The sequence below is a fragment of the Aeromonas rivuli genome (assembly GCF_000820045.1).
GTDB lineage: Bacteria > Pseudomonadota > Gammaproteobacteria > Enterobacterales > Aeromonadaceae > Aeromonas > Aeromonas rivuli.
Genome location: NZ_CDBJ01000096.1, coordinates 1 through 25258 on the forward strand (window position 1 = coordinate 1; position 25258 = coordinate 25258).

Here is a 25258-nt window from a genome sequence, read left to right on the forward strand (position 1 = left end):
GGGATTAAGGAAACAAGGGACCACAGACAGGGCTGCGACTTGCCACTGGCAACTCGGTCCCTGCCTGTGGCACCTTGTGCTTGAGCCGGACCGTGTCCGTCTCCCCGTCCGCTCCGCCAATAAATAGAGAAGGCCTTCCCAATCGGGAAGGCCTTTTTGCTTTTCCGTTGTCGCACCGCTGCGTGCCCTGTCCCTTGTTCCGCATAATCACTCCCCTGCATGGCACGCCATCTCCTTTCCCCCAGCTATGTCCAGGGCCTTCCGATGATGGTTGCATCAGCTTTTACTTGGATTTTTTATGGCTGGCCTGCAGTCTGTTTCTAGGATCAAAGGGGTTGGATGGTAAGTGATGGCAAGGATAAGCAGCCTTGATGCCCAGTTTGTGCTGAGCAAGGGACAGATTTTTACCTTAAAGACGTTAGAGATTGCAGCAGGGGAGTGCTGGGCTTTCATTGGCAGCAATGGTAGCGGAAAATCGACCCTCGCCAGGATCCTGGCCGACGAGTTGATCCCCAAGACGGGGGTGTTCGAGCATGATTTAGCCCCCTTGGCGCTCATCTCCCTTGAGCGGTTACAAGCCTTGTTGGCGGCCGACTGGCAGCAGCGCAATAGTGACTGGTTGCTGACCGAAGAGGAGGATGGTTGGCTCACCCGGCAGTTGATCCAGGCCGAACACAGGGATGCGGCACGTTGCGAGGCCCTGGCGGCGCAATTTGGTATTGCCCATCTGCTTGAGAGACCCTTTCACTACTTGTCGACGGGGGAGACGCGCAAGGCCATGCTCTGCCAGGCATTGATGGCGCAGCCTCGCTTGCTGGTGCTCGACGAGCCCTTCGAGGGACTGGATCAAACCTCCCGCCGGCAGTTGGCGGACGCCTTGCTGGTACTCAAGCAGAGCGGTATCACCCTGATCCTTATCTTGAACCGCATCGAAGAGACGCCGGAGTGGAGCGGATCCATGGGCTTGCTTGAGAATGGAACCTTGCTCACTCGGGGGTCACGTCAGGAGGTGCTGGCATCGGCTCGACTGCTGGCGGCTGCACGGCAACAGACCCTGGCCAGCTTGCCTCTGCCGGAGGCCGACAGTTCCCCCGAGCCGCTGGCTGAGTCGAAACCTCTGGTGATACTGCGTCAGGGGCGAGTCAGCTACGGTGGTGAGGCGGTTATCGAGGGGTTGGACTGGCGAGTGGCACCCGGGGAGCACTGGCACCTCTGTGGCGCCAACGGGGCGGGCAAGTCTACGCTGTTGAGTTTGGTGTGCGGGGAGCATCCTCAGGGTTATGCCAATGATCTGACCCTGTTTGGCCGCAGACGTGGCAGTGGCGAGACCATCTGGGAGATAAAGCGCCATATCGGCCTGGTAAGTTCGAGTCTACATCAGGATTACAGGGTCAACTGTTCGGCGCTGACCCTGGTGTTGTCCGGCTTCTATGACAGCATAGGGTTGTATGAGCGGCCAACGGACAGGCAGCGCAAACTGGCGCTGGCTTGGCTGACGCTGCTTGGCATGGCGGAGTACGCGGATCGCTCCTTTCAGCAGTTGTCCTGGGGTCAGCAGCGTCTGTTGTTGATCGTGCGTGCCATGGTCAAGCATCCGGCCTTGCTGATCCTCGACGAGCCGCTGCAGGGGCTGGATGCGGTCAATCGTCAGTTGGTGCGCCACTGGATCAGCCTTCTGGTGAGTCAGAGTCCCAGCCAACTGTTGTTTGTCTCCCATCATCCGGAGGATGCACCGGACTGCATCAGTCACAGGCTCACATTGCGAGGTCTGAATGACTATCTCGTCGAAGTATTATGAGAGGGATCAGACACTGACGCTGGTGCAATGTCGTCTTCACCCCTGTTCAGGCTGCACCCTGGGGATCAGGCAGGTATAATGACGGCCTTCAAACAAGGTGATGGTATGACTGCAGAGTATTTACAGCGATTCGGGGGCATTGCCCGCCTCTATGGCCAGCAGGCACTGGGTGCCTTCAGCCAGGCCAGGGTGTGCGTGGTGGGGATCGGCGGGGTTGGCTCCTGGGCGGCAGAGGCGCTGGCTCGGGCCGGGATCAACCAGATCACCCTGATCGACATGGATGACATCTGCATCACCAACACCAACCGCCAGATCCATGCCATGCAGGGCACGGTTGGCCGTCTCAAGACGGAAGTGATGGCCGAGCGCATTCGGGCCATCAACCCCGATTGCACCGTGACGGAAGTGGATGACTTCGTGACGGCGGACAACCTGGCCGAGCATATCAAGCGGGAATTTGACTATGTGGTCGATGCCATTGATTCGGTCAAAGCCAAGGTAGCGCTGATAGCCTTCTGCAAGCGCAACAAGATCCCCGTCATAGTGGCAGGCGGCGCTGGCGGCCAGATGGACCCGACCCAAATCACAGTGGCAGACCTGGCCAAGACGGTGCAGGATCCTCTGGCCGCCAAGGTGCGCTCGGACTTACGCCGGTTGCACAATTTCAGCAAGAATCCGGCGCGCAGGTTCGGGGTGGAGTGCGTCTTCTCCACCGAACAGTTGAGTTACCCCGATGGCCATGGCGGCACCTGTCACGCCAAGGCGACCAGTGACGGCAACATGAAGATGGATTGTGCCTCGGGTTTTGGCGCCGTGACACCAGTGACCGCCACCTTCGGTCTGGTGGCCGCATCCCGGGTGCTGAAGAAGATAGCCGAGCGAGGTGCCAAGGCTGACAGGATAGTGGCAGACTCGCAGCAATGAAGAGAGCGCCTCAGGGCGCTCTCTTTGTATCAGCAGTGCTTGGCGCTGTGACTCAGCTGGCGGCCAGGACTCGTATCCCCTGCACTATGGCCCTGAGCCCGTTGCCCCGCGACGGGCTCAGGTGTTTCTCCAGCCCCAGCTCGCTGAAATAGGCTTCGATATCAAAAGCTTGGATTGCCTCTGCGCGTTGGTGATTGAAGGCTGCCAGTACCAGCACAATGAGGCCGCGCACGATGCGAGCATCGGAGTCACAGGCGAAGTGCCAGCAACCATCCTCACTCCGCTCCCCTCTCAACCAGGCCTGGCTCTCGCAACCCTTGAGGCGATGATCTTCCTGTTGCCACTCGGGCGGCAATACAGGCAGCTGCTTGCCGAGCTGGATGATGAGTCGGTACTGGTTCTCCCAGCCATGGGCTGCTGCAAACTGCTGACGCAGGGTGTCGGCGTTTGGCTCAATGCCGATGGCGGTATAGCGTTCGAGAGTGTGCATGCCAGTCATCCACCTTAAAAAAAATCGCTTAACTTGTGCAGCGCCGCCAGCAGGGCATCTACATCATCTTGATTGTTGTAGCAGGCCAATGAGGCCCGCATTGTGCCACTGATACCAAGGCTCTCCATCAACGGCATGGCGCAGTGATGGCCGACCCGCAGCGCTATGCCCTGCATGTCGAGCAGGGTGGCGGCATCTTGCGGGTGGATCTCTTCGAGCAGGAAAGAGACGGCGCCGGATCGCTGCAGCGGCTCACCGATGAGGCGCAGCCCCGGGATCTGTTTCAGGCCCGCGACCAACTGCACCATGAGTGCGGCTTCGTCGCGCGCTATGGCCTCCCTGTCCTGGGCGAGCAGAAAGTCGACGGCGGCGGCCAGGGCGATGGCGCCGGCGATATGGGGGGTGCCCGCCTCGAACTTGAAGGGCAGGCTGTTGAAACTGGTGCCGCTGAAACTGACCCTGTCGATCATCTCGCCCCCCGCCTGCCAGGGCGGCATCCGTTCCAGCAGGGCCGCTTTACCCCAGAGCACACCTATGCCGGTCGGGCCATAGAGCTTGTGGCCGGAGAAAACGTAGAAGTCGCAGCCAATGGCTTGCACATCCACCTCAAGGTGAGCCACCGCCTGAGCGCCATCGATCAGGGTCAGGGCACCGACTGTCTTGGCGGCGGCGACTATCTGTTTCACCGGGTTGACGGTGCCCAGGGCATTGGAGACATGGGCGACGCTCACCAGCCGGGTGCGCGGCCCCAGCATGGCCAGGTAGGCCACCATATCCAGATCGCCACGCTCGTCCAGGGGGATCACCTTGATGATGGCGCCGGTGCGCTCGGCAACCAGCTGCCAGGGGACGATGTTGGCGTGGTGCTCCAGGGTGCTGAGCACTATCTCATCCCCCACCTCAAGTTCGCTTTCCCCCCAGCTTTGGGCGACCAGGTTGATCGCCTCAGTGGCGCCACGGGTCCAGATGATCTCGCGCTGATGAGGGGCATTGATAAAGCGGGCCAGGGTCTCGCGGGCCCCCTCGAAGGCGAGGGTGGCGCGACCGCTCAGGGCATGGGCGGCGCGATGCACGTTGGCATTGTCGGTACGATAGAAGCCGTCCATCGCGGCCAGTACGGCATGAGGCTTGTGGGTGGTGGCGGCATTGTCGAGATAGACGAGAGGGTGGCCATTGACCTGTTGGGCCAGGGCCGGAAACTGGTCGCGCAGCCGGGCGTGTTCTTGCAGGTTCATGCTCCCCTCGTCATCTCTTGGAAAAGTCGGCCATGATCCGGAAAAAGGCGGGCAAACACAAGGTGAAGTGTCGTGCCCATTTCGGTGGATGCGGCTATCTCTGCTACAATGCTGCCCCTCATCATAAGCCAAGAGATCCGGCCCATGAAGCTCAACCCCAATCAGAATGAAGCGGTCAAGTTTGTTTCCGGCCCTTGCCTGGTGCTGGCGGGTGCCGGATCGGGCAAGACCCGCGTCATCACCAACAAGATTGCCTATCTGGTGCAGCAGTGCGGCTATGACGCGCGCAATATCGCCGCCGTCACCTTCACCAACAAGGCGGCGCGGGAGATGAAGGCACGGGTCGGCCAGACCCTGGGTCGCAAGGAGGCGCGGGGGCTGATGGTCTCTACCTTCCATACCCTGGGTCTGGATATCATTCGCCGTGAGCACAAGACGCTGAATCTAAAGGCGAACTTCTCCCTGTTCGATGACACCGATCAGCTAGCGCTGCTGAAAGAATTGACCGAGGCTGAGCTCGATAACGACAAGGACAAGTTGTCGGCCCTCATCAGCCAGATCTCCAACTGGAAGAATGACCTCATCTTGCCCCCGCGCGCTATGCGCATCGCCCAGGGGCCCGAAGAGGTGCTGATGGCCCAGCTCTATGAGCGTTATCACCGCCAGATGGTGGCCTACAACGCCCTGGATTTTGATGATCTCATCGTGATGCCGACCCTGCTGCTCAAGAGCAACGACGAGGTGCGCACCCGCTGGCAGAACAAGATCCGCTACCTGCTGGTCGATGAGTATCAGGACACCAACACCAGTCAGTACGAGCTGGTGAAGCAGATTGTCGGCGAGCGGGCCCGTTTCACCGTGGTGGGCGACGATGACCAGTCCATCTACTCCTGGCGTGGCGCCAAGCCCCAGAACCTGGTGCTGCTCAACGAGGATTTTCCCAGTCTCAAGCTTATCAAGCTGGAGCAGAACTACCGCTCCAAGCGACGCATCCTGAAATGCGCCAACATCCTGATCGCCAACAACCCCCACGTGTTCGACAAGGCGCTGTTCTCAGAGCTGGATGAGGGGGTAAAAATCAAGGTACTGTTCGCCAAGAATGAAGAGCACGAGGCGGAGCGCATCGCCGCCGAGCTGATGGGCCACAAGTTCATGAATCGCACCAGCTTCAAGGACTACGCCATCCTCTACCGGGGCAACCATCAGTCGCGCATCTTCGAGAAGGCGCTGATGACCAACCGCATCCCCTATCGTATCTCGGGCGGCACCTCGTTTTTCTCGCGCACCGAGATCAAGGACATCATGGCCTACCTCAAGCTGCTGGTGAATCCGGACGAGGACACGGCATTTTTGCGGGTGGTCAACCTGCCACGCCGGGAAATAGGCCCCACCACGCTGGAGAAGCTTGGCCAATATGCCAACCAGCGTGGCAAGAGCCTGTTTGCCGCCAGTTTCGAGCTGGGCCTTGAGCAGCATCTCTCCGGTCGCGGGCTGGTCGCCCTGCAGGCCTTCACCAACTGGCTGGTGCGCCTGGGCGATCAGGCGCTGCGTGGCAACCCGGTGGAGGCGGTACGGGACATGATCAAGGAGATCCACTACGAAGAGTGGCTCTACGAGACGTCGCCTAGCCCCAAGGCTGCCGAGATGCGGATGCAGAACGTCTCCACCCTCTATCGCTGGATCACCGAGATGCTGGAGGGGGACGAGCTGGAAGAGTCGATGACACTCGCCCAAGTGGTCACCCGACTCACTCTGCGGGACATGATGGAGCGTAACGAGGGGGAAGATGAGGCCGATCAGGTGCAGTTGATGACGCTGCACGCCTCCAAGGGGTTGGAGTTTCCCTATGTCTTCATGGTGGGCATGGAGGAGGGGTTGCTGCCGCACCAGACCAGCATCGATGAAGACAACGTGGAGGAGGAGCGCCGCCTCGCCTACGTGGGCATCACCCGCGCCCAGACCGAACTGACCTTCACCCTCTGCAAGGAGCGGCGCCAATATGGGGAGTCGGTGCGCCCCGAACCGAGCCGCTTCCTGCTGGAGCTGCCCCAGGACGATCTGGAGTGGGAGAATCAGAAGCAGGTGACGGCGGAGGAGCGCCAGCAGAAGGGGCAGATCGGGGTCGCCAATCTGCGCGCCATGTTCAAGAAGGATTAATCCGCCCCACCGCCTGACAACCTGCTCGCGAGTGGAGTCAATCCGCTTCCAGGTTGGTTTCTGGCCCCAGCAGCGGCGTGATGTCGTTGCCCGGCAGGGGGGGCGATATGTAGCGACCCTGGCCGAAGGGGCAAGCCAGCTCGATCAGCTGACGCAACTGGGCCTGACTCTCTATGCCCTCCACCACCAGGCTGAGATCCAGGTCGCGGCAGATGTCGCGCATGGCACGGATCAGCGCCAGGTCCTTGGGGGAGTGCAGCATGCGGTGAGTGAGGCCATCGTCTACCTTAACGTAGTCCACCGGGTAGTGGAACAGGGCACTGAGGGAGGAAAAACCGGATCCGAAGTCATCCAGGCTGATCTGTATGCCCTTTGCCCTGAGCTCATGCAGGCTGGTAATGATATCTGCATGCTGGCGCGACAACTCCCGCTCGTTGAATTCGAAGATGAGGTAGCTGGGACAGACACCTTCTTCTTCTATGATGGCGAGCAGCGCCTGTATGGTGGCGGGACTGGCCAGATGCTGACCACACAGGTTGACGGCCAGCTTGAACTTGCGCAGGCCCGCCTGGGGTAGCCAGTGGCGCAGTTGCTGGCAGCTTTGACGCAGTATTTTATGATCAAGGGCCTCAATCAGATCGCATTGCTCCGCCAGCGGGATGAAGTCGAAGGCATCCTTGAGCTCACCCTCCCGGGTGATCCAGCGTGCCATTACCTCCAATCCCACCAGACAGTTGTCCTCGAGCCGGATCACCGGCTGGAAGTAGGGGATGATGCGCCCCTCGGCCAGGGCGTTACTCAACAGGGCTTCCGGTGAAGACCAGGCCTGTTCCATGCACTCGACCGAGTAGTGGACAACCCGGGCGCGGCCATTGCGCTTGGCCTGGTACATGGCGAGATCCGCCTGATGGAGCAGCTCGCTCACATCCTGACTCTGTTCGGACACGCTGGCCACTCCCATGCTCACTGTCACCGTGACCTCTTTGCCCGCCAGCCTGAAAGGGTAATCGAGCCGGCTTATGATGCGGTTCAGCACCGGGCTGGTTCCCTCCTCTCCCATGCTGTTATCCAGATAGATGACGAACTCGTCACCCCCGAGCCGCGCCAGCAGATCATTCTGGCGCAGGCAGCTTTGCAGGCGACGACCCAGCTCCCTGAGCAGCAGATCGCCGTTGTTGTGACCGAGTTCGTCATTGATCTGCTTGAAGTGATCGATATCGAGGAAGATCACCGTGAAACCGACGCCACCATGACGTTGATAGTGGCTCATGGCGTGATGGAGGTGATTCATCAGCAGGCTGCGATTGGGCAGGCCGGTGAGGGGATCATGCAGGGCATCGAATTGCAGTTTGCGTTCCAGCTCCTGGTGCTGACGCAGCTGTTTTTGCAGGCGAAGATTGGCCTGACGTAGCAACTGCAGGCGGTGATTGAGCCGATCTGGGGAGTTGAATTCGTTCAGTTGCTGACGGATCTGGCCCAGCTCCAGCAAGAGGGTGAGCTGGTTACGCAGGAAATCGAGGAAGAGGCGATCGTCGGTACCCAGGGGCTCCGAGGTCGCTAGCAGCAGATGGGCGAAGTAGTGCTGCTGCAAGCGCAGGGGCGTACTGCACCAGTGTTGGCTGCCCAGTTCCCGCTCGGTCGGATTGGTTTCGTGGCAGAGTTGGCGGATGACATCATCATCTCCCGGGTCCTGGCTTGGATAGAGGTGACTGATCTCGCTGCGCCCGAGGCGCACCAGCCGCAGCTGATGGGTGCCCAGAATGCGTTGCAACGCGGCATCCAGCTGGGTCAACAATGCCTGGGTTGGCAGGCTGTTGGCCAGACGCAGGATGCGGTTGATCTGCTCTATCTTGTGTTGCCAGGCGGGATCCCGGCCGATCAGCGGTGAGGCGGGTTCGGCCAGTCTGGCGTGAGCATTGGCCTCCGCCAGTCGCTTGGCCAGGCACTCGAGCAGCAGTCTGAGACTGGCCTGGTCCTGAGGGTCGCCCTGCACCAGCAACCAGCGTGCCCGCCCCTCGCTGATGGGCAGCACACACCAGCCCAACTCGGCATCCAGCGCCATCAGCTGCTCGCTCAGTGCAGGCTCTTCCCGGCCGAGTTGCCCCTTGAACATGGGATCAAGGTTGCGCTCGAACAGCCAGACGGGGCCCTGGGTACCGAGACCGAGCAGGCCTATCTGATGCAGAGGGCAGAGTTGCTCAAGGTCATCAAACAGCTGATGGTAATCCGCCCTGCTGGCTTGTTCGGGTGGCGGGAAGGCGAGGATGGAGCTGACCAGCGCCAGCAAGGGATGGGCATCCTGATCGAGAGGGTTAGCGGACATCATGGACTCCCGGGTGACGCTACCCTACAAGGGTAGTCGCAAGCCATGATAATAAAAGGGCCGCAATTGCGGCCCTTTCAATGACTTAGATTTTATCTGTCATGAAGTGAATGGCATTCTCAATCTCTTCATCACTACAGCTGGCACAGGTTCCGCGTGGCGGCATGACCCCATGGGTGCCAGTGAAGCCTTCGATGGCATGCTTGCGCAAGGTGTCGAAACCCTGAGCCACACGGGGTTCCCAGGCTGCCTTGTCACCGCGCTTGGGCGCACCGGCGGCACCGGTATCGTGACAGGCGAAGCAGGCGCCCTTGTAGACAGTCTCGCCATCACGGGGACCAGACGAGGCGGTACTAGCGGTGGCCGCCGGGGCTATCCCTTCCAGATCCTTGGCGGTATAGACATCACCTACGGGCTTGATCCGTTCGGCGATAGCGTCGGGCGACATTTCGTCGGCGGCACTCTTTGCCGCAAGGGCGGCACCGGACAGGCTGGCAACCGCAATGCCGGCGACCAGTAAACAGCTCAGTTTTCTCAACACGCTCATGTACTCCCAGCAGGCTCTTATTATCCCTAGAAACGGCGGGATTATAACCGAATAGTTACAAGCATTTAAACGCTTGTGTGTGAAGTGTTAAGCAGTCTGTGCGCCAGATCTGCCTCCCTGCTCCCTGTGGTGGTTATAGCAGAAACCCGGCCGGGGCCGGGTTTCTGGATAAGAGGGGGCCTGGGAGAGCATTAATCCCAGTTGAGTATCACTTTGCCAGACTTGCCTGACCCCATGGCTTCGAAGCCCTGCTGGAAGTCATCGATATGGAAGTGGTGGGTGATGATGGGGCTGAGATCCAGGCCTGACTGGATGAGGCTCGCCATCTTGTACCAGGTCTCAAACATTTCCCTGCCGTAGATACCCTTGATAAACAGTCCCTTGAAGATGACCTGATTCCAGTCGATCGCCATGGTGGAGGGGGGAATGCCGAGCATGGCTATCTTGCCGCCATGGTTCATCTTGGCCAGCATGTCCTGGAAGGCGGAGGGCACACCGGACATCTCCAGTCCGACATCGAAGCCTTCGGTCATGCCAAGATCTGCCATCACATCGGCCAGGGACTCCTTGCTGACGTTGACGGCACGGGTGGCACCCATCTTGCGGGCCAGTTCGAGCCGGTATTCGTTGACGTCGGTGATCACCACGTGACGGGCACCCACATGGCGGCAGACGGCGGCGGCCATGATGCCGATGGGGCCGGCACCGGTGATGAGCACGTCTTCGCCGACCAGATCGAAGGAGAGCGCGGTGTGCACGGCATTGCCGAAGGGATCGAAGATGGCGGCCAGTTCATCGGGGATATTGTCCGGCAGCTTGAAGGCGTTGAAGGCCGGGATCACCAGATATTCGGCGAAGCTGCCCGGGCGGTTGACACCGACCCCGACGGTATTGCGGCACAGGTGGGTGCGGCCGGCGCGGCAGTTGCGGCAGTGTCCGCAGGTGATGTGGCCTTCGCCGGAGACGCGGTCGCCGATGGCAAAGCCACGCACTTCCTGGCCGATGGCGACCACTTCCCCCACGTATTCATGACCGACCACCATGGGCACGGGAATGGTCTTCTGGGCCCACTCGTCCCAGTTGTAGATATGCATGTCGGTACCGCAGATGGCGGTCTTGCGGATCTTGATCAGCAGATCGTTATGGCCGAGCTCGGGGGCGGGCACATCCGTCATCCAGATGCCGGGTTCGGATTTGAGTTTGGAGAGTGCTTTCATGACGGTTCCTCACGGGCCGAGCCCGGTGCAGAGGTGGAGCTATGGGTCTTTTAAAAAGGGGCCTGCTGGCCCCTCATATTATTGGATGATGTTCAGGTCGCGGCCGATGCGAATGAAAGCATCGATGGCCTTGTCCAGCTGCTCACGGGTGTGGGCGGCAGACATCTGGGTGCGGATGCGCGCCTGGCCCTTGGGCACCACGGGGAAGGAGAAGCCCACCACATAGATGCCTTCGGCCAGCATGCGGCTCGCCATCTCGGAGGCCAGCTTGGCATCCCCCAGCATCACCGGGATGATGGCGTGATCGGCGCCTGCCAGGGTGAAGCCGGCGGCGCTCATGCGCGCGCGGAAGTAGTCGCTGTTCTCTTTGAGCTGGGCACGCAGGGCATGGCCGCTTTCCAGCAGCTCGAGCACTTTGAGGGTGGCCGAGACGATGGAGGGTGCCAGGGAGTTGGAGAACAGGTAAGGACGGGAGCGCTGACGCAGCCAGTCGATCACCTCTTTCTTGCCCGAGGTGTAGCCACCGGAAGCGCCGCCGAGAGCCTTGCCCAGGGTGCCGGTGATGATGTCGACTCTGTCCAGTACATCGCAGTATTCGTGGGTGCCACGGCCATTCTCGCCGATGAAACCGACGGCGTGGGAGTCATCCACCATGACCATGGCATCATATTTGTCCGCCAGATCGCACACGGACTTGAGGTCGGCGATGACCCCATCCATGGAGAAGACACCGTCGGTGGCGATCAGTTTGAAGCGGGCACCATCGGCTTGCGCCTGCTTGAGCTGGGCTTCCAGATCCGCCATGTCGTTGTTGGCGTAGCGGTAGCGTTTCGCCTTGCACAGCCTGACCCCATCGATGATGGAGGCGTGGTTGAGGGCGTCGGAGATGATGGCATCTTCGGCACCGAACAGGGTCTCGAACAGACCGCCGTTGGCATCGAAACAGGAGGAGTAGAGGATGGTGTCCTCGGTGCCGAGGAAGGCGGAGAGCTGCTGCTCCAGCACCTTGTGGCTGTCTTGGGTGCCGCAGATGAAGCGTACCGAGGCCATGCCGAAGCCGTGGCTGTCGAGGCCGGCCTTGGCGGCGGCAATCAGCTCGGGGTGATTGGCCAGACCGAGGTAGTTGTTGGCGCAGAAGTTCAACACCTGCTGCTGGCCCACGGCGATGCTCGCCTGTTGCGCCGAGCTGATGATGCGTTCCTGCTTGTAGAGGCCCTCAGCTTGCACTTGCTCAAGCTGCTCGGTCAGGTGACGATAGAATCCGTTAGACATCCTCGATCCTCATTGGCTATTACAGCCTTGTATCAATATTGGGCAACATTTTACTGCAACTTCGCCGCATCAATTCAAATTTTTATGCTGATATTCAACATCTGTGAAACAGATCACCCGCCGAGTTGAGTCAGGGAGGCTCAGTGTCAGGGTTGTGGAGGAAAAGAGGGGTCAATTGGATTGTGGTTGGCGAAGGGCTATCGCCGACCCTGGTCGGCGATAGATAAACAGCTGACGGGATCGGGTGGGGGACGGATCCCTGACGCAGCCGCCTGTCGGCGTCAGCGGGAGATGTTGCGCCGCGGCGGGCTAATCCAGAGCCTGTCACGCCGCGTCCGCCATCTACTGCGCTGGCTCAGCCCTCTATCTGCGCCAGCTGACGGTAGTGTTGTTCGAGCTGCTGGATCTGTTCGCTGATCTGGGGCTGGACATAGGGTCGCAGCAGGAAGAGCACCCGCAGCACCCCCTGATAGAGCAGCGGCTTGGTGATGCGGGTATGGGGGGCCTGGGCTATCTGGAACGGGATCCAGCAGGTGACCACCATCTTGATGGTCTGGCCCAGATCCGGCAGATCCTGGTCGCTGACCGCTATGATGCCTCCCTCGCGCAGACTCTTGAGCAGGGCCTCCACGGCGGATCTCAGCTGCTCCTGGGCCTTGAGATATTTCTGCTGCAACAGTTCGTCGCGACTGAGGATATCCGGCAGGTTGGCGTAGAAGAAACGGAACTGCCACATCAGATAGAAGATGGCATCCAGATAGCCCATCAGCTCATCGAGCTTGATCTCCTTGCTGCGTGCCGGGGTAAAGCTCTCGCTCAGGTGGCGGGCATACTGGTCGAAGATGGAGTGGATGATGTCTTCTTTATTGCGAAAGTGGTAGTAGAGGTTGCCCGGGCTGATACCGAGGTGGGCGGCGATATGGTTGGTGGTGATGTTGCGCTCGCCCTGGTCGTTGAACAGTTCGGTGGCGCTGTGAATGATCCTGTCTCTGGTTTTCATCGCTGGTCCCTCTGCCGGGCCCGCCTTGCGTCGAGGTCGTATCCCCTGGCGGCCCGTGATAAACTTTTCGGCAATTTCAAATTGGCTCACTATACACAGCTTTAATCGGCCGTCACACGTGGGCATCAACGCAGGCGAGGCAAACTCCATGATCGTAGTAACTGGCGGTGCAGGCTTTATCGGTAGCAATCTGGTCAAGCAACTCAATGCCATGGGGCGGACCGATGTGGTGGTCATCGACGATCTGACCGACGGCACCAAGTTCGTCAACCTGGTCGACCTGACCATTGCCGATTACATGGACAAGGACGAGTTCCAGGCGCGTATCGTCTCCGGGGATGAGTTCGAGGAGTGGGACGGCGGCATCGAGGTGATCTTCCATGAAGGCGCCTGCTCCGCGACCACCGAGTGGAACGGCAAGTTCATCATGGAGGTCAACTACGAGTACTCCAAGGATCTGTTCCACTACTGCATCGAGCGCGAGACGCCCTTCATCTATGCCTCGTCCGCCGCGACCTATGGTGGCCGCAATGACAACTTCATCGAAGATCCCAGGTTCGAGCAGCCCCTCAACGTCTATGGCTACTCCAAGCAGCTGTTCGACCAGTACGTGCGCCGCTGGCTGCCGGAGATCAACTCCCAGGTCGTCGGTCTGAAGTACTTCAACGTCTATGGCCCCCGTGAGCAGCACAAGGACGCCATGGCATCGGTTGCCTTCCACCTCAACACCCAGGTGAAGAAGGGCGAGAATCCCAAGCTGTTCGAAGGCTGCGACGGTTTCCCCGATGGCGGCCAGATGCGCGACTTCATCTATGTGGATGATGTCTGCAAGGTGAACCTCTGGTTCTGGCAGAACCCGCAGCAGTCCGGCATCTTCAACTGTGGTACCGGCCGTGCCGAGCCGTTCCAGCGCGTGGCCGAGGCGGTGATCAAGCACCATCAGCAGGGCAGCATAGAGTACATCCCCTTCCCGGATCACCTCAGAGGCCGTTACCAGAGCTTCACCCAGGCCGATCTGACCCGCCTGCGCGGCGCCGGTTATGACGGCGAGTTCAAGACGGTTGCCGAAGGCGTTGCTGACTATATGGCCTGGTTGAACCGCTAAGTCGAGCGGCGTTGGATAATTGAAATTACAGGGCGCCTGATGGGGCGCCCTGTCTATTTGAGCCGTGAGTTGAGGAAGGGAAATGACACAACTACTGCACATCTGCCTCTCTAGCGGGTGGGGTGGCCTGGAGATGTATCCGCTACGGGTCGGCAGCGGCATGATGGAGCGTGGCTGGCGGCTCTATGGCCTGGCGCTGCGTGGCAGCAAGGTGGCCGAGGGCATGAAGGAGCGGGGCTTCGAGGTGTTCGAGGTAGACTCCCGTGGTCAGGCCTTGTGCCAGCTGCTCAGCCTGCGGCGCTGGCTCAAGGCGCGAGCGATCCGGCTGGTGCATTGCCACAAGTCCGGAGACTTGTTGCTGGGGGCCCTGCTCAGGAGCCTGTTGCCGTTGCGGCTGCTGTTCACCGAGCACATGGGGGTAACGCGTCCTAAGCGGGATCTGCTTCATCGCTGGATCTACGGCAAGGTGGATCTGGTGCTCTCCATCAGTGACGAGACTCGCCGTCGCAACCTCAAGGCGCTGCCGCTCCCCGCTTCGCGTATCGAGCGGCTCTGGCTTGGTACCGATCTGGCCACCTGCGAAGAGCTCCCTGCCGGGATCCGCGCCGAGCTGGGGGTGGCGCCAGATGCGCTGCTGCTTGGGGTACTGGGCCGGATCGGCCGTGGCAAGGGCCAGCGCGATCTGCTGGAAGCCTTCTTGCTGCTCGCAACCCGTCATCCGCAGCTGCATCTGTTGATCGTGGGGGGCACCTCGGCGAGCGAAGGGTCGGACGAGGCGGTGGTCACTGCGCTGCGTCAGCGGGCCGCCGAGGCCGGCATGAGCGATCGGGTGCTGTTCACCGGGTTTCGCCGCGATACCCCGCGCATGCTGCGGGTCATGGATCTGGTCGCCATTCCCTCCCATAACGAGGCGTTCGGTCTGACGGTGATAGAGGCGATGGCGGCGGGCAAGGCCATCGTCGGTGCCAGCACGGGGGCCGTGCCCGAGGTACTGGGGGAGGCTGGTCTGTTGGCGGTGCCCACGGATCCGGCCGCGCTGGCCGCCCAGATTGAGCGACTGCTGGTGGATGAGGCACTGCGCCAGCAACTCGGTCAGGCGGCCAGAGCGCGCGCCGAGCGGGAGTTCAGCATGAGTCACCATCTGGATGAGCTGGCGCGCCGCTACCTGGCATGATGCGGGGGCCTCCTCCCGAGTGCTGTTCATCGTCTGCGCTGGCGGTCATCGCTGCCCATGAAAAAGGCTTCCCTCGGGAAGCCTTTTTGCTGTGGGACTATCACTGGGCGCTTTGCCCATCGGGCTCGGGGTCCAGGAAGCCTTTGACCCGGCTGTTGAGCTGCCAGCGCAGCAGGTCTGGCAGGGCCTGCTGACGCTGCTGCTGGGCCTTGTCGACCGGCTCTCCCTGCTCGGAGACCGTCAGCTGCCGGTCATCTCGCCAGGGGTAGAACATCGGCTTGCCACTCATGGGATAGGCGCCCTTGTCATCGATCCAGAGGGTGACGTTATAGCCAAAGGCCCGGCTGGGATCGTCGACCGGTGCCAGCATGTTGCGCCCGGCCAGGGTCTGGTAGGGGGTATCCGACAGACTGAAGCTGTAGAGCGTCGGGAAAATGTCCTTGTGGGAGCCGACACGCAACGGATCGAAGCGCCACTGGCTGTGAGCCAGTATCGGCTTGGGCACATAGAGGTAGAAGGGCACGGCCCGATCCAGTACCTGTTCGCGAGGATAGAAGGCCCGGAGACGGCGCATCTGATGATCGCCACTGGCGGCGATCAGCGTCTTGTCACCCAGGGATGAACCCTTGATGGCGCTGACGAAGCGGCCAAGGGCATCGGTGGCGAACTGATAGGTCTTGAGGATATTGGTCTGCTCTATGCTGCCATCCTCGGCATGGGTCATGACCGCTGCCGTGGTGGCGATGGGTTGCGGCTGATAGCGGGCCGGCGTCTCATAAGGCGGGTGATTGGTGATGGTGAGAATGCTGATGAACAGCGGCTGGGTCGCCTCCTCCAAGAGGGTCTGCGCCAGACGGTAGGCGTAGTCATCGGGCACGCCCCAGGCGGTGATCTCCTTGGCCGCCTGCGGATAGCGTTTCATCAGGGCGTTCTGGTCATAGACCTCATCGACCCCCTGTACCGGCAGGTAGTTGACCAGATTGCGCCACATCATGTTGCCGGGGGAGATGAAGATCAGCTTGTAGCCCGCCTGCTTGTAGAGGGCGAAGGGGGTGCCGCTCAGGGTCTGATGCTGGGCCGAGCTATGGCTGATGTTTTGCGCCGGACTGTGGAAGAAGAGGGCCGCCAGGGAGGGGGCCGTGCCGTTGTCCTCCGACAGGAAGCGCTTGAATACGAAATCCTCTTTGAAGTGCGGCCGCAGGCTGCCGAGCAGGTCATTCTTGCCAGGCTCATCGAAGGCCAGCATGTTGCTGCCAAAGCTCTCCATCAAGGCCATCACCACATTGGGTTTGTGTTCGGCGAGCCAGGGGTTGTGCGGGGTGCGCGCCATCAGGGAGTCCAGGCCGACCTCGGCGAGCAGGGTCTCTCCTTCGGCATGGCTGACCGGGTTGAAGGCGATGTCCTCCTCCCTGTCCTTGATGGCCCAGTCAATGGCCATAAAACCGTTCGGAGTCAGCTTGTTGAGAGCGAGCAGATCCGAGACCTGGGCATTGCCACGGCGCAGCGGGAAGGTGCCTATGCTGCCACGGCTGATGACAAACAGCAGGGTCAGGGCGACCAGCAGGTAGACGATGAAAACAGTCAGCGGCCAGGGTTTGCGCTCCCGCTGCACCAGGGTGCGTCTGGCCCAGCGAGCCGGCAGCCAGCCCAGCAGCAGGCTCAGCAACAGGCTTTGAATGATGGGGTAGTCTTGCCACATATTGCCGAGCACGGCCTGAGTGTCATCCTCCATCAGGCCGAAGGCGAACACGTCTATGTGGGTATGGTAGGTCTGGTAGTAGTAATAGTTGCCGATGGCGACGGCACCGATCAGGAAGGCAATCACGCCCAGCAGGCGGGGGGCCCAGGTCTGTACAGCGTGCCAACTACGCTCGCCTGCGGCCAGCACCAGCCCTGCCAGGGCGAAGGGGGAGAGCGCCATGCCGGCGATACGCAAGTCAAAGCGAAGCCCGGTTAGCCACATTCGCTGCACATCGTCGGCCCGGCTCTGCAATTGCCCGGGTTCGACGAAGTGGCTCAACATCAGATAACGGGCTGTCATCAGGATCAGCACCAGCCAGATCAGCTGATAGCCCAGGGTACCCAGCAGGGTGCGCAGTCGAGTTTGATACATAAGCATGTCCATTCACTATCAATAAAACCGGCCCCAGGGGGCCGATAGAATGCCTTGACGCCGACGCCCGGGTGCCCGGGTTGGAGTAACAGCCCGCCTGCTCATGGAGGCGGGCGGCGTCAGCCTCCTATGATAAGGAAACTCGCGGCGTGCCGTGAATGGTTTCTTGCCTCAGCGCTGTGACGGGCCGGATTCAACCCTGGAAAGGTTGATCCTGACCGCCCAGCTTGGTGTACCAGTATTGCGCCAGCTTCTGACCCGCCTGTTTCTCTTTGGGTTGCAGGGCCTGTTCCAGCTCATCCCGGGCCTGGGAGGCTTCTGGCTCACCATTGGTGGCGGCGAGCAGGTACCAGGCATAGGCCTGGATCTGGTTGCGCGGTGCTCCCAACCCCTGCTCACGCATCATGCCCATGCGGTATTGGGACTGCTGGTGGCCCTGATTGGCTGCGAGTCGATACTCCTTGAGTGCGGCGCTGTAGTCCGCCTTGCCACCCTGGCCAAGACGCTGCATCTCGCCATAGGCATAGCGGGCATCCGCCTCGTTCTGGGCTGCGGCCCTGGCATACTCGCGCCGTGCAGCCTCGAGATCCCCGCTCTGCTGGCGCAGCTGACCCAGCTCATATTGGGCGCGGGCGACCCCGCCATCGGCGGCCAGGGTCAGCCAATGTTGCCGCTGGGCAGCCTCGCTCTGTTGCAAACTGAGTTGATATTCGGCCTGGTGATCGCCCTGTCCCGCGGCCAGCGTGAGCCAGTACTGGCCTTGAGTCGGGTTGGGCGGCAGGGGATCCCCCTTCATATAAGCCAGACCGAGCCAGCGCTGGGCCTCGGCGGATCCCGCTTCTGCCGCGCGCTGATAGAGCGGGGTAGCCTGTTTGGCATCGGCCTGTCTGGCAAGGATCAGCAGGGCATCGGGCTGCTGCTGGGCGGCGGCCTTGCGATACCACTCATCGGCGGTTGCCTGGCTCTTGGTTACCCCCACGCCCTGCTCATAGCGCTGGCCCAGCTGGTACTGGGCCTGGCGATCCCCCTGCTTGGCAGACGCCGTCAGCCAGCGCAGGGCATCTTCTCCCCCCTCGGGTTGGACGGCATACCACTGTCCCAACAACAGCTGGGCCTGAACATGACCCTCTTCAGCCGCCGGCGTCAGCCAGTCGAGACACTCTTGGGGCAGCTTGCCTTTATGTCGGCTCTGGCAATCGAGACCAAGTTGATAACCAGCGTCATCATTGCCAAGCCTGGCGGCGCTTTGCCACCACTCTCTGGCCTGAGCCTGGTTTCTGGGCTCACCCAGACCGGCGTGATACCAGTTGCCGACCTGCAGGGCAGCCTTGCCCCGCAGTGCACCATCGCTATTGAGGGTGCCAAGTTTGCTGGCTTGCTTCATCCAGTGCATGGCGGCTGGGTAATCGGGCTTGGCGGCCAGCCGCTCAGCCAGCTCATATTGCGCCTGACCTTGGCCCTGCTGGGCGGCAGTTTGCAACTCGGCATCGGATAAATGGCTGGGCTGACTGGCACAGCCAGCGAGCAGTAATACAAGCAATACGGGGGAGCGTTTTTTCATGGTGTCGGGTTCACGAGGGTTGTTAATGAATGGCTGTTGGCAAATTGCTGGTTGGGAAATTGAGCTTTCGTATCAAGACTATTCACATAGTGTTGGCATCGAGGATCCATGTTGTTCTATGCCTCTGGACCTGTGCTTATTTTCCAGATTTTCCAGATGTTGGCATTGGGTCAGGGGGATCGCTACCCGGCCAGAAGTCGCAGAGACTTTTTGCGGGAGCCATGGCTGTGACTCGGCAAGGGACAAGACACCCCAAGGTCCACCCCCATAGCTTCAACATCATGACGCCTTGCTCCCTATCAGTGGATATCTCTCTTGGCTGACGTGGGAGCGTCCCTGCTGGTACTGGCCAGGTTGGCGACTGGCGTGTTCCACCCGCGCCGTATGGCATAGGGGGAAGAGTGAGGCCCGGTTATCGCTGAATCTTGGGGACCTGGCCCCTTAAGTTCAGGTGGCCAGGTTGCAGGCTGGGGGTGATTAGTCAACGGGTTCTATATCTGTTCTGGGTTGTTTGGCACGGTAGTCATCCATGATCGGCGCCCAGTCCATACCGAGCGGCACCGGGTGTTGCTTGAATAGCTCGCCATATTCCTTGTCGAAATCATCCATCCCATATTGGCGGGCCACCGGAACTTTCTTGTCATACCAGTCATCGGTGACCTCTGCGGCAATACCACGGGAGAGCAGCAGATCAGGGCTTAGTTGCAATCCTCCTCCGGTTAGCACAACCTCAAAATAACCACCGGGGGCCAAGCCAAAATAGAGCCAGCGACGGCGGTCATAACGTCCTTCAACTGAGTAGACCTGGCGCATCTGCTGCTCTAGATCGGCGGGCAAGTCCACTTTGATGCGGTAGCGTTTGCGATCATGGAAAGAGACCATCTCGACCACGGCTTTATCGGGGACGGGTACGCCATCTGTGGGCAACCCGCCGCCGCCAGCCCAATAGTAACGCTGCCCCTTGATGCGGTCGGCAAGCAGACCACCAGCCCCCCCCCCCGGCCAGACGGTCGGCATAAATCTGTTTACCCCCAAGATAGAACTCGGTCTTGGTGTTCCTCGTCATATCTATATTGCTGCCTGTACCATAATCCCAAGCAAACTTAGGAAGGGCCTGCTGATCCGCGCAGGCCATCAATGACAGGCTGATCCCCAACAATGCGACGATATATTTCATCTTTATGCTTCCTTGTTCCCTATCAACTCACGTCTCTCCTTGCTGATGCTGGGCTTGTGCTTGTTGGTATTAGCCGGATTGGCAATGCCCTGGTTGCTGGCACTGCGGTGCCTATAGCCAGGGAGCACAGGATGGTAGTGAAGGTGTAGAGAGGGAATGCTGGCCGCCTGAATGCAGATGGCCAACTTTGTGGTCAAGGGTGTTTAGTTGACTGGCTCAAGATCCGTCCTGGGTTGTTTGGCACGGTAGTCATCCATGATGGGTGCCCAGTCCATCCCGAGCGGTACTGGGTGTTGCTTGAATAGCTCGCCATATTTTTTATCGAAATCATCCATGCCATATTGGCGAGCTACCGGTACTTTCTTGTCATACCAATCATCGGCGACCTCTTCGGCGATGCCGCGGGCGAGCAGGAGGTCGGGCCTGACCCTAAACCCTTGCAGCAGTACTTCGAAATAGCCGCCGGGTGCCAAGCCAAAATAGAGCCAGTGGCGTCGTTCAATCTTGCCATCCATCATAAATTTCTGACGCATCTGCTGCTCCAGATTGGCAGGCAGGTCCACCTTGATACGGTAGCGTTTGCGATCATGGAACGAAACCATCTCGACAATAGCTTTATCGGGTACGGGCACGCCGTCGGTGGGCAAGCCACCACCACCAGCCCAGTAATAGCGCTGCCCCTTGATGCGATCGGCTAGCAAGCCACCGGCCCCCCCCCCGGCTAAGCTGTCGGCATAGACCTGCTTACCACCAAGATAGAACTCAGTTTTGGTGTTCTTAGTAAGATCTATATTGCTGCCTGTACCATAAACCCAATAGATAGGCTGCGCCGCAAAGACAGTCAGTGACCACAATAGGCTACTCAGGATCAGTAATCGCTTTGACATCATGACTCCTTGTTCCCTATCAGCTCACGTCTTTCCTTGCTGATGGTAGGTTCATTCTTATCGGTATTGGCGGGGTTGGCGATACCTTGATTGGCTGCGCTATGGTGCAGATAATCACGGCGTAAGGCACCATACACATCCGAGGATAACTTATGAGCCAAGTTATCTACTACCGTCTGTTTTATGGCGGCTTCCGCCCAGTGTTTATCTAACGCCTTCAAATCAACATCTGGCTGTTTGATAGACAGCGGCTCGAGTTGCAATGCCCTGTCTTCTGGCTTCCACTCTTTAAACGGCACCCCCACGGCGCGGCCTGCCTCCACCATCATATGCAGCGGGATACGGGAGTACTCCCCCTCCACCACCCGGTTCATCAGCACCTCCACATAGACCGACTTCTTGCCGGGGCCCGCACTGTTCTTGCCCTCGGGGCGCCGGAAGGAGTAGGGCTTCAGGCTGATAGCCCCCAAGGTTGGCACGGCGCCACGGGGCAGGCTGGGGTTGATGCGAGTGACCCAGCCCATGGCCTTTTTCTCCTCGGCATAGGCTTTGGCTTTTTGGTAGGCACTGCTCTCCGTATCCGGGGTTGATACTCGCTCCACGCTCATAAATCGTTCCAGCTCGATGCACTCGGTCAGGGCCGGATCGCTATTGGGGTTGCCCAGGCTCCAGCGGCTGTAGTAACCGCCACCTATGTCGGAGTGAGCCCCCGGCAGCGCCAGCTCGGTAAACTGGGCGGGGATGCGGATGCCCGCTTTGTCCTCTGTAATACGTGACAGCGGGAAGTGCTTGCGTACCTCATCCTGTGCGGTGAGATGCACCACTCGTTCTGCACAATCTGCCTTGAGCTGAATATTGACGCTGGAGTTATAGGAGGAGAGGACGGTATCGAACAGGCCGACGAAGGTAAAGCGCACATCGTCGCGGCTGGTCCAATCAAAACCGGCCTTGAGGCGGATATTCGGATTATTGGCCATGGCTTGCAGCAAGGGGTGATCGGATTTTTGGTCGATCACATTGACGAAATGACGGGCGGCGGCGGCCCCCCGGCTAAAGCCAAACACGTCAAATTCGATACGATGGATACAGTCGATATCTGGGAGCATTTGTCCCAAATCAAGCTGGATACTCTCAGTTATCTTGAGCTTACAGGCGAGGTCAACTTTACCGATGATGGAGGTGTTTTCCCCACCAAAATCGAGATCCAATCCTTGGGTCAGGGTATCGTCCGAACGATATTCAAGACCACTCTCTCCCGCTATTGGGTCGAGAGTACCGATACCACTGATATAGCTGTGGGCAACCAAAGGGCCTGCCGTGATGTCATATTGCTCAAACAGTTTGCCCACATTGGTCACATCATTGGCTGCGCTGCCGTCAACCGGACGCTGCCCCATCTGACAGCCCCGCAGCTCCTTCTCCCGCTGGGCCGGATCGGAACAGGTCTCCAACAGCCACTGCTCCACTTTTTGCAGCCCAGCCTGGGCGTTGCGCGTGTTGTTGCCTGTGCCATCGAAGAAGACGCCAATCCGCAAGATATTGAGCTGATAGCCTTTTACTTCAATCACGTAGGAGTGCTGGGTATAAAACTGTGCGCTGCCTGCTTTGCCCGCCTGGTGGGCATTGGGCAGGGGGGGAGCGGGAGGGGTCAGACAGAGATCGCCGCTGGTGACCCTGATATGTTCACGTTTGACACCGCAGTGACCAGGCAACTGATCGGTATAGGCCGGTACTCGTGTGGGTTCACCCTCCTTGAGGGTTTCACGGGACTGGGCCGCCTTGAGCCAGGGCTGGGTCTCAATTTTTATTGTCACCGACCCAACAGCGAAGCCGCGCACCAGGGTCGGGCCATCTTTCAGGGTGACGGTGTGGGTCTGACCCGTTTCATCGGTCAGGATCGCCTTTTGCCCCTTGAAGGATTGGTTGTGCTCGTCACGCAGGTCTATCTCTATCCAGCACTCATAACGTTCGCAAGGGATGCAGTGGGGGTCGGCAAACATCAGTGAACTCCTGTTAACGCGTCATGTTTGTGCAGCCAGTTGCTGACCTGTGCCAGCTCGGCATCGCTCAGCATCAAGGGGGTCTGGATCCGGGTCAGGGGCAGACCGGCTTGCAGGGTGAGAGCGCCGGCTACCACGCCATCACGGATCTCCTCATCCAGTGCATCCCGATTGGCTTGTTGGAGGACGGGCAAAATGCTTGCTGCCGGGTTCGAGTGGCGCTCCATCATAGCCGTCATGGTCTGCCATAACCGCCGCCGCAAGATATAGGCGTGCCGGTTTTCGTCGTAGAGCGTAGCCAGATGGTGGGGGCGAATAGGAAACCAGGGGCCTTGCTGAGGAGTGAAAGACGCCCTCTCGCTGCGTTGCCAGGTCTCGCCATCCAGCATCAGGCCATGGCAGGGGCCGAGCAGGGCATCCAGCTCATCCTGACTCATGGCTTTGAGCATGGGCTGGAAAATGCGCTTATCCGAATAACGAAACCAGACCGCTTCTCCTTCGCGCACCGCCTCAATCAGGCTCTGCCAATGGTGGCGAACTGTCTCGCCGGGGGCCGAGCTGAGCAAGTAAAAGCCTGCCAGCTGTGGATAAGCATCGATAAACGCCTGGGGGGGAGAGGGTAGCAGCCAGGGGCCTTGCTGGGCCTGCTCACCAAAGGTCGTGCCCGCAAAGAGGGGAAAGGCATCCAATCCACCCAATTGGTAGAAGCCAGGCACAAGTTCACGGCCCAACACCCCATCAATCAAGGCGTAGAGGGTGCCTTCTTGCTCTGCTTGCCACGCCATAACCTTCATGTCATGCCTCCCTCTTCTGCCAGGGGGCAGGCTTTGGCCAGCGGCGACATGGACTCCATGGTTTTCTGGATGCTGGGCGCTGCTATGGTTGCAGGAGGCGGCGCAGGCACCTCGACCTTGCCGGGCAAGATGGGCGCTTTGCCCGCCCAACCAGAGCCAGCGCCCGGGCTGCCGCCCGAATTCATCTTGATGGTAGGGCCGACCACTGTTACCCCGCTGGGGTCCACCTTGATAAAGCTGCCGCCGACCTTGACGGTGATCTCGCTGCCCGCCTCCAGCACCACCTTGGCGCCCGCCTTGATATGTATCTGTTGACCAGCCTGATTCAACCAGCTCTGCCCCAGCTTCTGGTGCAGGGAGCCATCCACGCTGAGCGACAGATCGCCCTTGATATGGTCGCGCTTCTCACCATTCACAGTGAGATGGTCATTGGCCTTGATGCGGGTCACCCGCTCATTGTCGATGTCGCTGTGCTGGTCATGCTTGATGTGCCAGGCCGCATCGTTCTCTATCAGCACATTGAGGTCTTTCTGACCGTGAATGTAGATCTCCTCCTGCCCGGCCTGATCTTCGAAGCGCAGCTCGTTGAAGCCCTCGCCCTGATGGGTCTCGGTGCGCAGCACGGTGCGGGTCTTGTGGGCAGGCAGCTCGTAGGGGGGCCTATTGGTGGCGTGAAAGGTGCGGCCGGTGACGATGGGCTGGTCGGGATCCCCTTCCAGAAATGAAACTATCACTTCGTGGCCGATGCGCGGGATGGCCATGATGCCGTACTGGCCACCGGCCCAGCCCTGGCTGACTCGTACCCAGCAGGAGCTCATGTCGTTGGAGCTGCCATAGCGGTCCCAGGGGAACTGCAATTTGACCCGGCCATGCTGGTCGCAGTAAATCTCCTCGCCCTCCGGCCCCACCACGAAGGCGATTTGCGGGCCATCCACCATCGGCTTGTGGGGGATCTGGGGGCGCCAGCTCTGCTGGGCCTTGACCACGCTGAAGTTGTTGCTGAGGGTGGTGGCGCCATCGCCCCCCTCCTCTTCCAGGGCCTGGGGCTGCTTGCCGGTGTGCTGGATGCTGACCAGTTGCCAGTCGTCGTTGAGAGCCGCGTTGGGGTGCTCGCTCAAGGCAAAGCGCTGGCCCGGCTGCAAGGCGGCGCAGTTGGATTGGCCCGTGCTGATGGCGGCGTCATTGCGCAGGGCATCGAGCCGGTACTGGCTGAACGCCTTGCCGCTGGGGTCGGCCTTGAAGCGGCCCGGGTAGTCAAAATGCTGATAGGCATCCCGTTGATGGTCGAGGGCGCTGCCCACCGCCTGATGGGAGAGGCCATAGGCCGGGGTCTGGAAGTGGTAATCCTTGAGCGCCACATCGCTGGTGCGCACCGATTCGCGGTAGTGGAACTGGCGCACATAAGGGCCCTGCTCCAGGGAGCGGTTGCCGAGATTGAAGAACAGCTCGGGGCCTGGGTTCAGGGCGGCGGCATCGTCGGCGAA

At 60.1% G+C, this 25258-nt stretch carries 18 protein-coding genes and 1 pseudogene; 5 read left to right on the forward strand and 14 right to left on the reverse strand.

What is annotated here, in order from left to right; all coding sequences use genetic code 11:
• Positions 1-349 precede the first annotated feature (349 nt).
• Together modF and tcdA are read left to right on the forward strand one after the other, a co-directional pair.
• Positions 350-1798 carry a molybdate ABC transporter ATP-binding protein ModF gene (modF, locus tag BN1130_RS19580; protein ID WP_042041181.1) on the forward strand — a complete coding sequence of 483 codons (1449 nt, stop codon included), beginning with the start codon at positions 350-352 and terminating at the stop codon, positions 1796-1798.
• A 105-nt stretch (positions 1799-1903) separates the two neighbouring features.
• Entirely contained in the window at positions 1904-2722 is an 819-nt protein-coding gene (gene tcdA / locus BN1130_RS19585) for a tRNA cyclic N6-threonylcarbamoyladenosine(37) synthase TcdA (RefSeq protein WP_042044127.1), read from the forward strand.
• A 52-nt stretch (positions 2723-2774) separates the two neighbouring features.
• Here tcdA and BN1130_RS19590 read toward each other — a convergent pair whose 3' ends face one another.
• The gene (locus BN1130_RS19590; RefSeq protein WP_042044108.1) at positions 2775-3212 is read right to left on the reverse strand and encodes a SufE family protein; all 438 of its coding nucleotides are present in this window, start codon (positions 3210-3212) and stop codon (positions 2775-2777) included.
• 14 nt (positions 3213-3226) lie between these two features.
• A complete protein-coding gene (locus tag BN1130_RS19595; RefSeq protein WP_042044109.1) occupies positions 3227-4447 on the reverse strand; it encodes an aminotransferase class V-fold PLP-dependent enzyme in 1221 nt (406 codons plus the stop codon).
• Positions 4448-4591: 144 nt separating this feature from the next.
• Between BN1130_RS19595 and rep the strand changes: the two genes are divergently transcribed.
• On the forward strand, positions 4592-6604 hold the full coding sequence (gene rep, locus BN1130_RS19600; protein ID WP_042044128.1) for a DNA helicase Rep: 2013 nt from the start codon (positions 4592-4594) through the stop codon (positions 6602-6604).
• Between the two features lie 37 nt (positions 6605-6641).
• Here rep and BN1130_RS19605 read toward each other — a convergent pair whose 3' ends face one another.
• The 5 genes from BN1130_RS19605 to BN1130_RS19625 all read right to left on the reverse strand — a co-directional run bounded on the left by BN1130_RS19605 (position 6642) and on the right by BN1130_RS19625 (position 12963).
• The gene (locus tag BN1130_RS19605; protein WP_042044110.1) at positions 6642-8927 is read right to left on the reverse strand and encodes a putative bifunctional diguanylate cyclase/phosphodiesterase; all 2286 of its coding nucleotides are present in this window, start codon (positions 8925-8927) and stop codon (positions 6642-6644) included.
• A gap of 85 nt (positions 8928-9012) precedes the next feature.
• Entirely contained in the window at positions 9013-9474 is a 462-nt protein-coding gene (locus BN1130_RS19610) for a c-type cytochrome (RefSeq protein WP_042044111.1), read from the reverse strand.
• Positions 9475-9665: 191 nt separating this feature from the next.
• Positions 9666-10691 (reverse strand): L-threonine 3-dehydrogenase, encoded by a 1026-nt coding sequence (gene tdh, locus BN1130_RS19615; RefSeq protein WP_042044112.1) that lies wholly within the window; start codon positions 10689-10691, stop codon positions 9666-9668.
• Positions 10692-10769: 78 nt separating this feature from the next.
• Positions 10770-11963, reverse strand: coding sequence for a glycine C-acetyltransferase (locus BN1130_RS19620; protein ID WP_042044113.1), 1194 nt, complete (start codon positions 11961-11963; stop codon positions 10770-10772).
• A 355-nt stretch (positions 11964-12318) separates the two neighbouring features.
• Entirely contained in the window at positions 12319-12963 is a 645-nt protein-coding gene (locus BN1130_RS19625) for a TetR/AcrR family transcriptional regulator (RefSeq protein ID WP_042044114.1), read from the reverse strand.
• A gap of 148 nt (positions 12964-13111) precedes the next feature.
• Between BN1130_RS19625 and rfaD the strand changes: the two genes are divergently transcribed.
• Both rfaD and BN1130_RS19635 read left to right on the forward strand, forming a co-directional pair.
• Complete coding sequence (gene rfaD / locus BN1130_RS19630; RefSeq protein ID WP_042044115.1) at positions 13112-14068, forward strand: ADP-glyceromanno-heptose 6-epimerase; 957 nt, start codon at positions 13112-13114, stop codon at positions 14066-14068.
• An 82-nt stretch (positions 14069-14150) separates the two neighbouring features.
• On the forward strand, positions 14151-15242 hold the full coding sequence (locus tag BN1130_RS19635) for a glycosyltransferase family 4 protein (RefSeq protein ID WP_042044116.1): 1092 nt from the start codon (positions 14151-14153) through the stop codon (positions 15240-15242).
• Between the two features lie 100 nt (positions 15243-15342).
• Here BN1130_RS19635 and BN1130_RS19640 read toward each other — a convergent pair whose 3' ends face one another.
• From BN1130_RS19640 to tssI, 7 genes and pseudogenes are all read right to left on the reverse strand, one after another.
• Positions 15343-17355, reverse strand: a complete 2013-nt coding sequence (locus BN1130_RS19640) for an LTA synthase family protein (protein WP_084218269.1) — start codon at positions 17353-17355, stop codon at positions 15343-15345.
• Between the two features lie 193 nt (positions 17356-17548).
• Positions 17549-18916 carry an SEL1-like repeat protein gene (locus tag BN1130_RS19645; RefSeq protein WP_042044117.1) on the reverse strand — a complete coding sequence of 456 codons (1368 nt, stop codon included), beginning with the start codon at positions 18914-18916 and terminating at the stop codon, positions 17549-17551.
• A 477-nt stretch (positions 18917-19393) separates the two neighbouring features.
• A pseudogene (locus BN1130_RS19650) lies at positions 19394-20093 on the reverse strand (DUF2931 family protein).
• Positions 20094-20296: 203 nt separating this feature from the next.
• Complete coding sequence (locus tag BN1130_RS19660; protein WP_042044120.1) at positions 20297-20980, reverse strand: DUF2931 family protein; 684 nt, start codon at positions 20978-20980, stop codon at positions 20297-20299.
• A complete protein-coding gene (locus tag BN1130_RS19665; protein ID WP_042044122.1) occupies positions 20980-22980 on the reverse strand; it encodes a phospholipase effector Tle1 domain-containing protein in 2001 nt (666 codons plus the stop codon). The genes BN1130_RS19660 and BN1130_RS19665 overlap by 1 nt, the downstream gene beginning before the upstream one ends.
• Positions 22980-23774, reverse strand: a complete 795-nt coding sequence (locus BN1130_RS19670; protein ID WP_042044123.1) for a DUF4123 domain-containing protein — start codon at positions 23772-23774, stop codon at positions 22980-22982. Before BN1130_RS19670 ends, BN1130_RS19665 begins: the two co-directional genes overlap by 1 nt.
• On the reverse strand, positions 23771-25258 hold a 1488-nt coding region (gene tssI / locus BN1130_RS19675), incomplete at its 5' end, for a type VI secretion system tip protein TssI/VgrG (protein ID WP_042044125.1). The genes BN1130_RS19670 and tssI, both read right to left, overlap by 4 nt.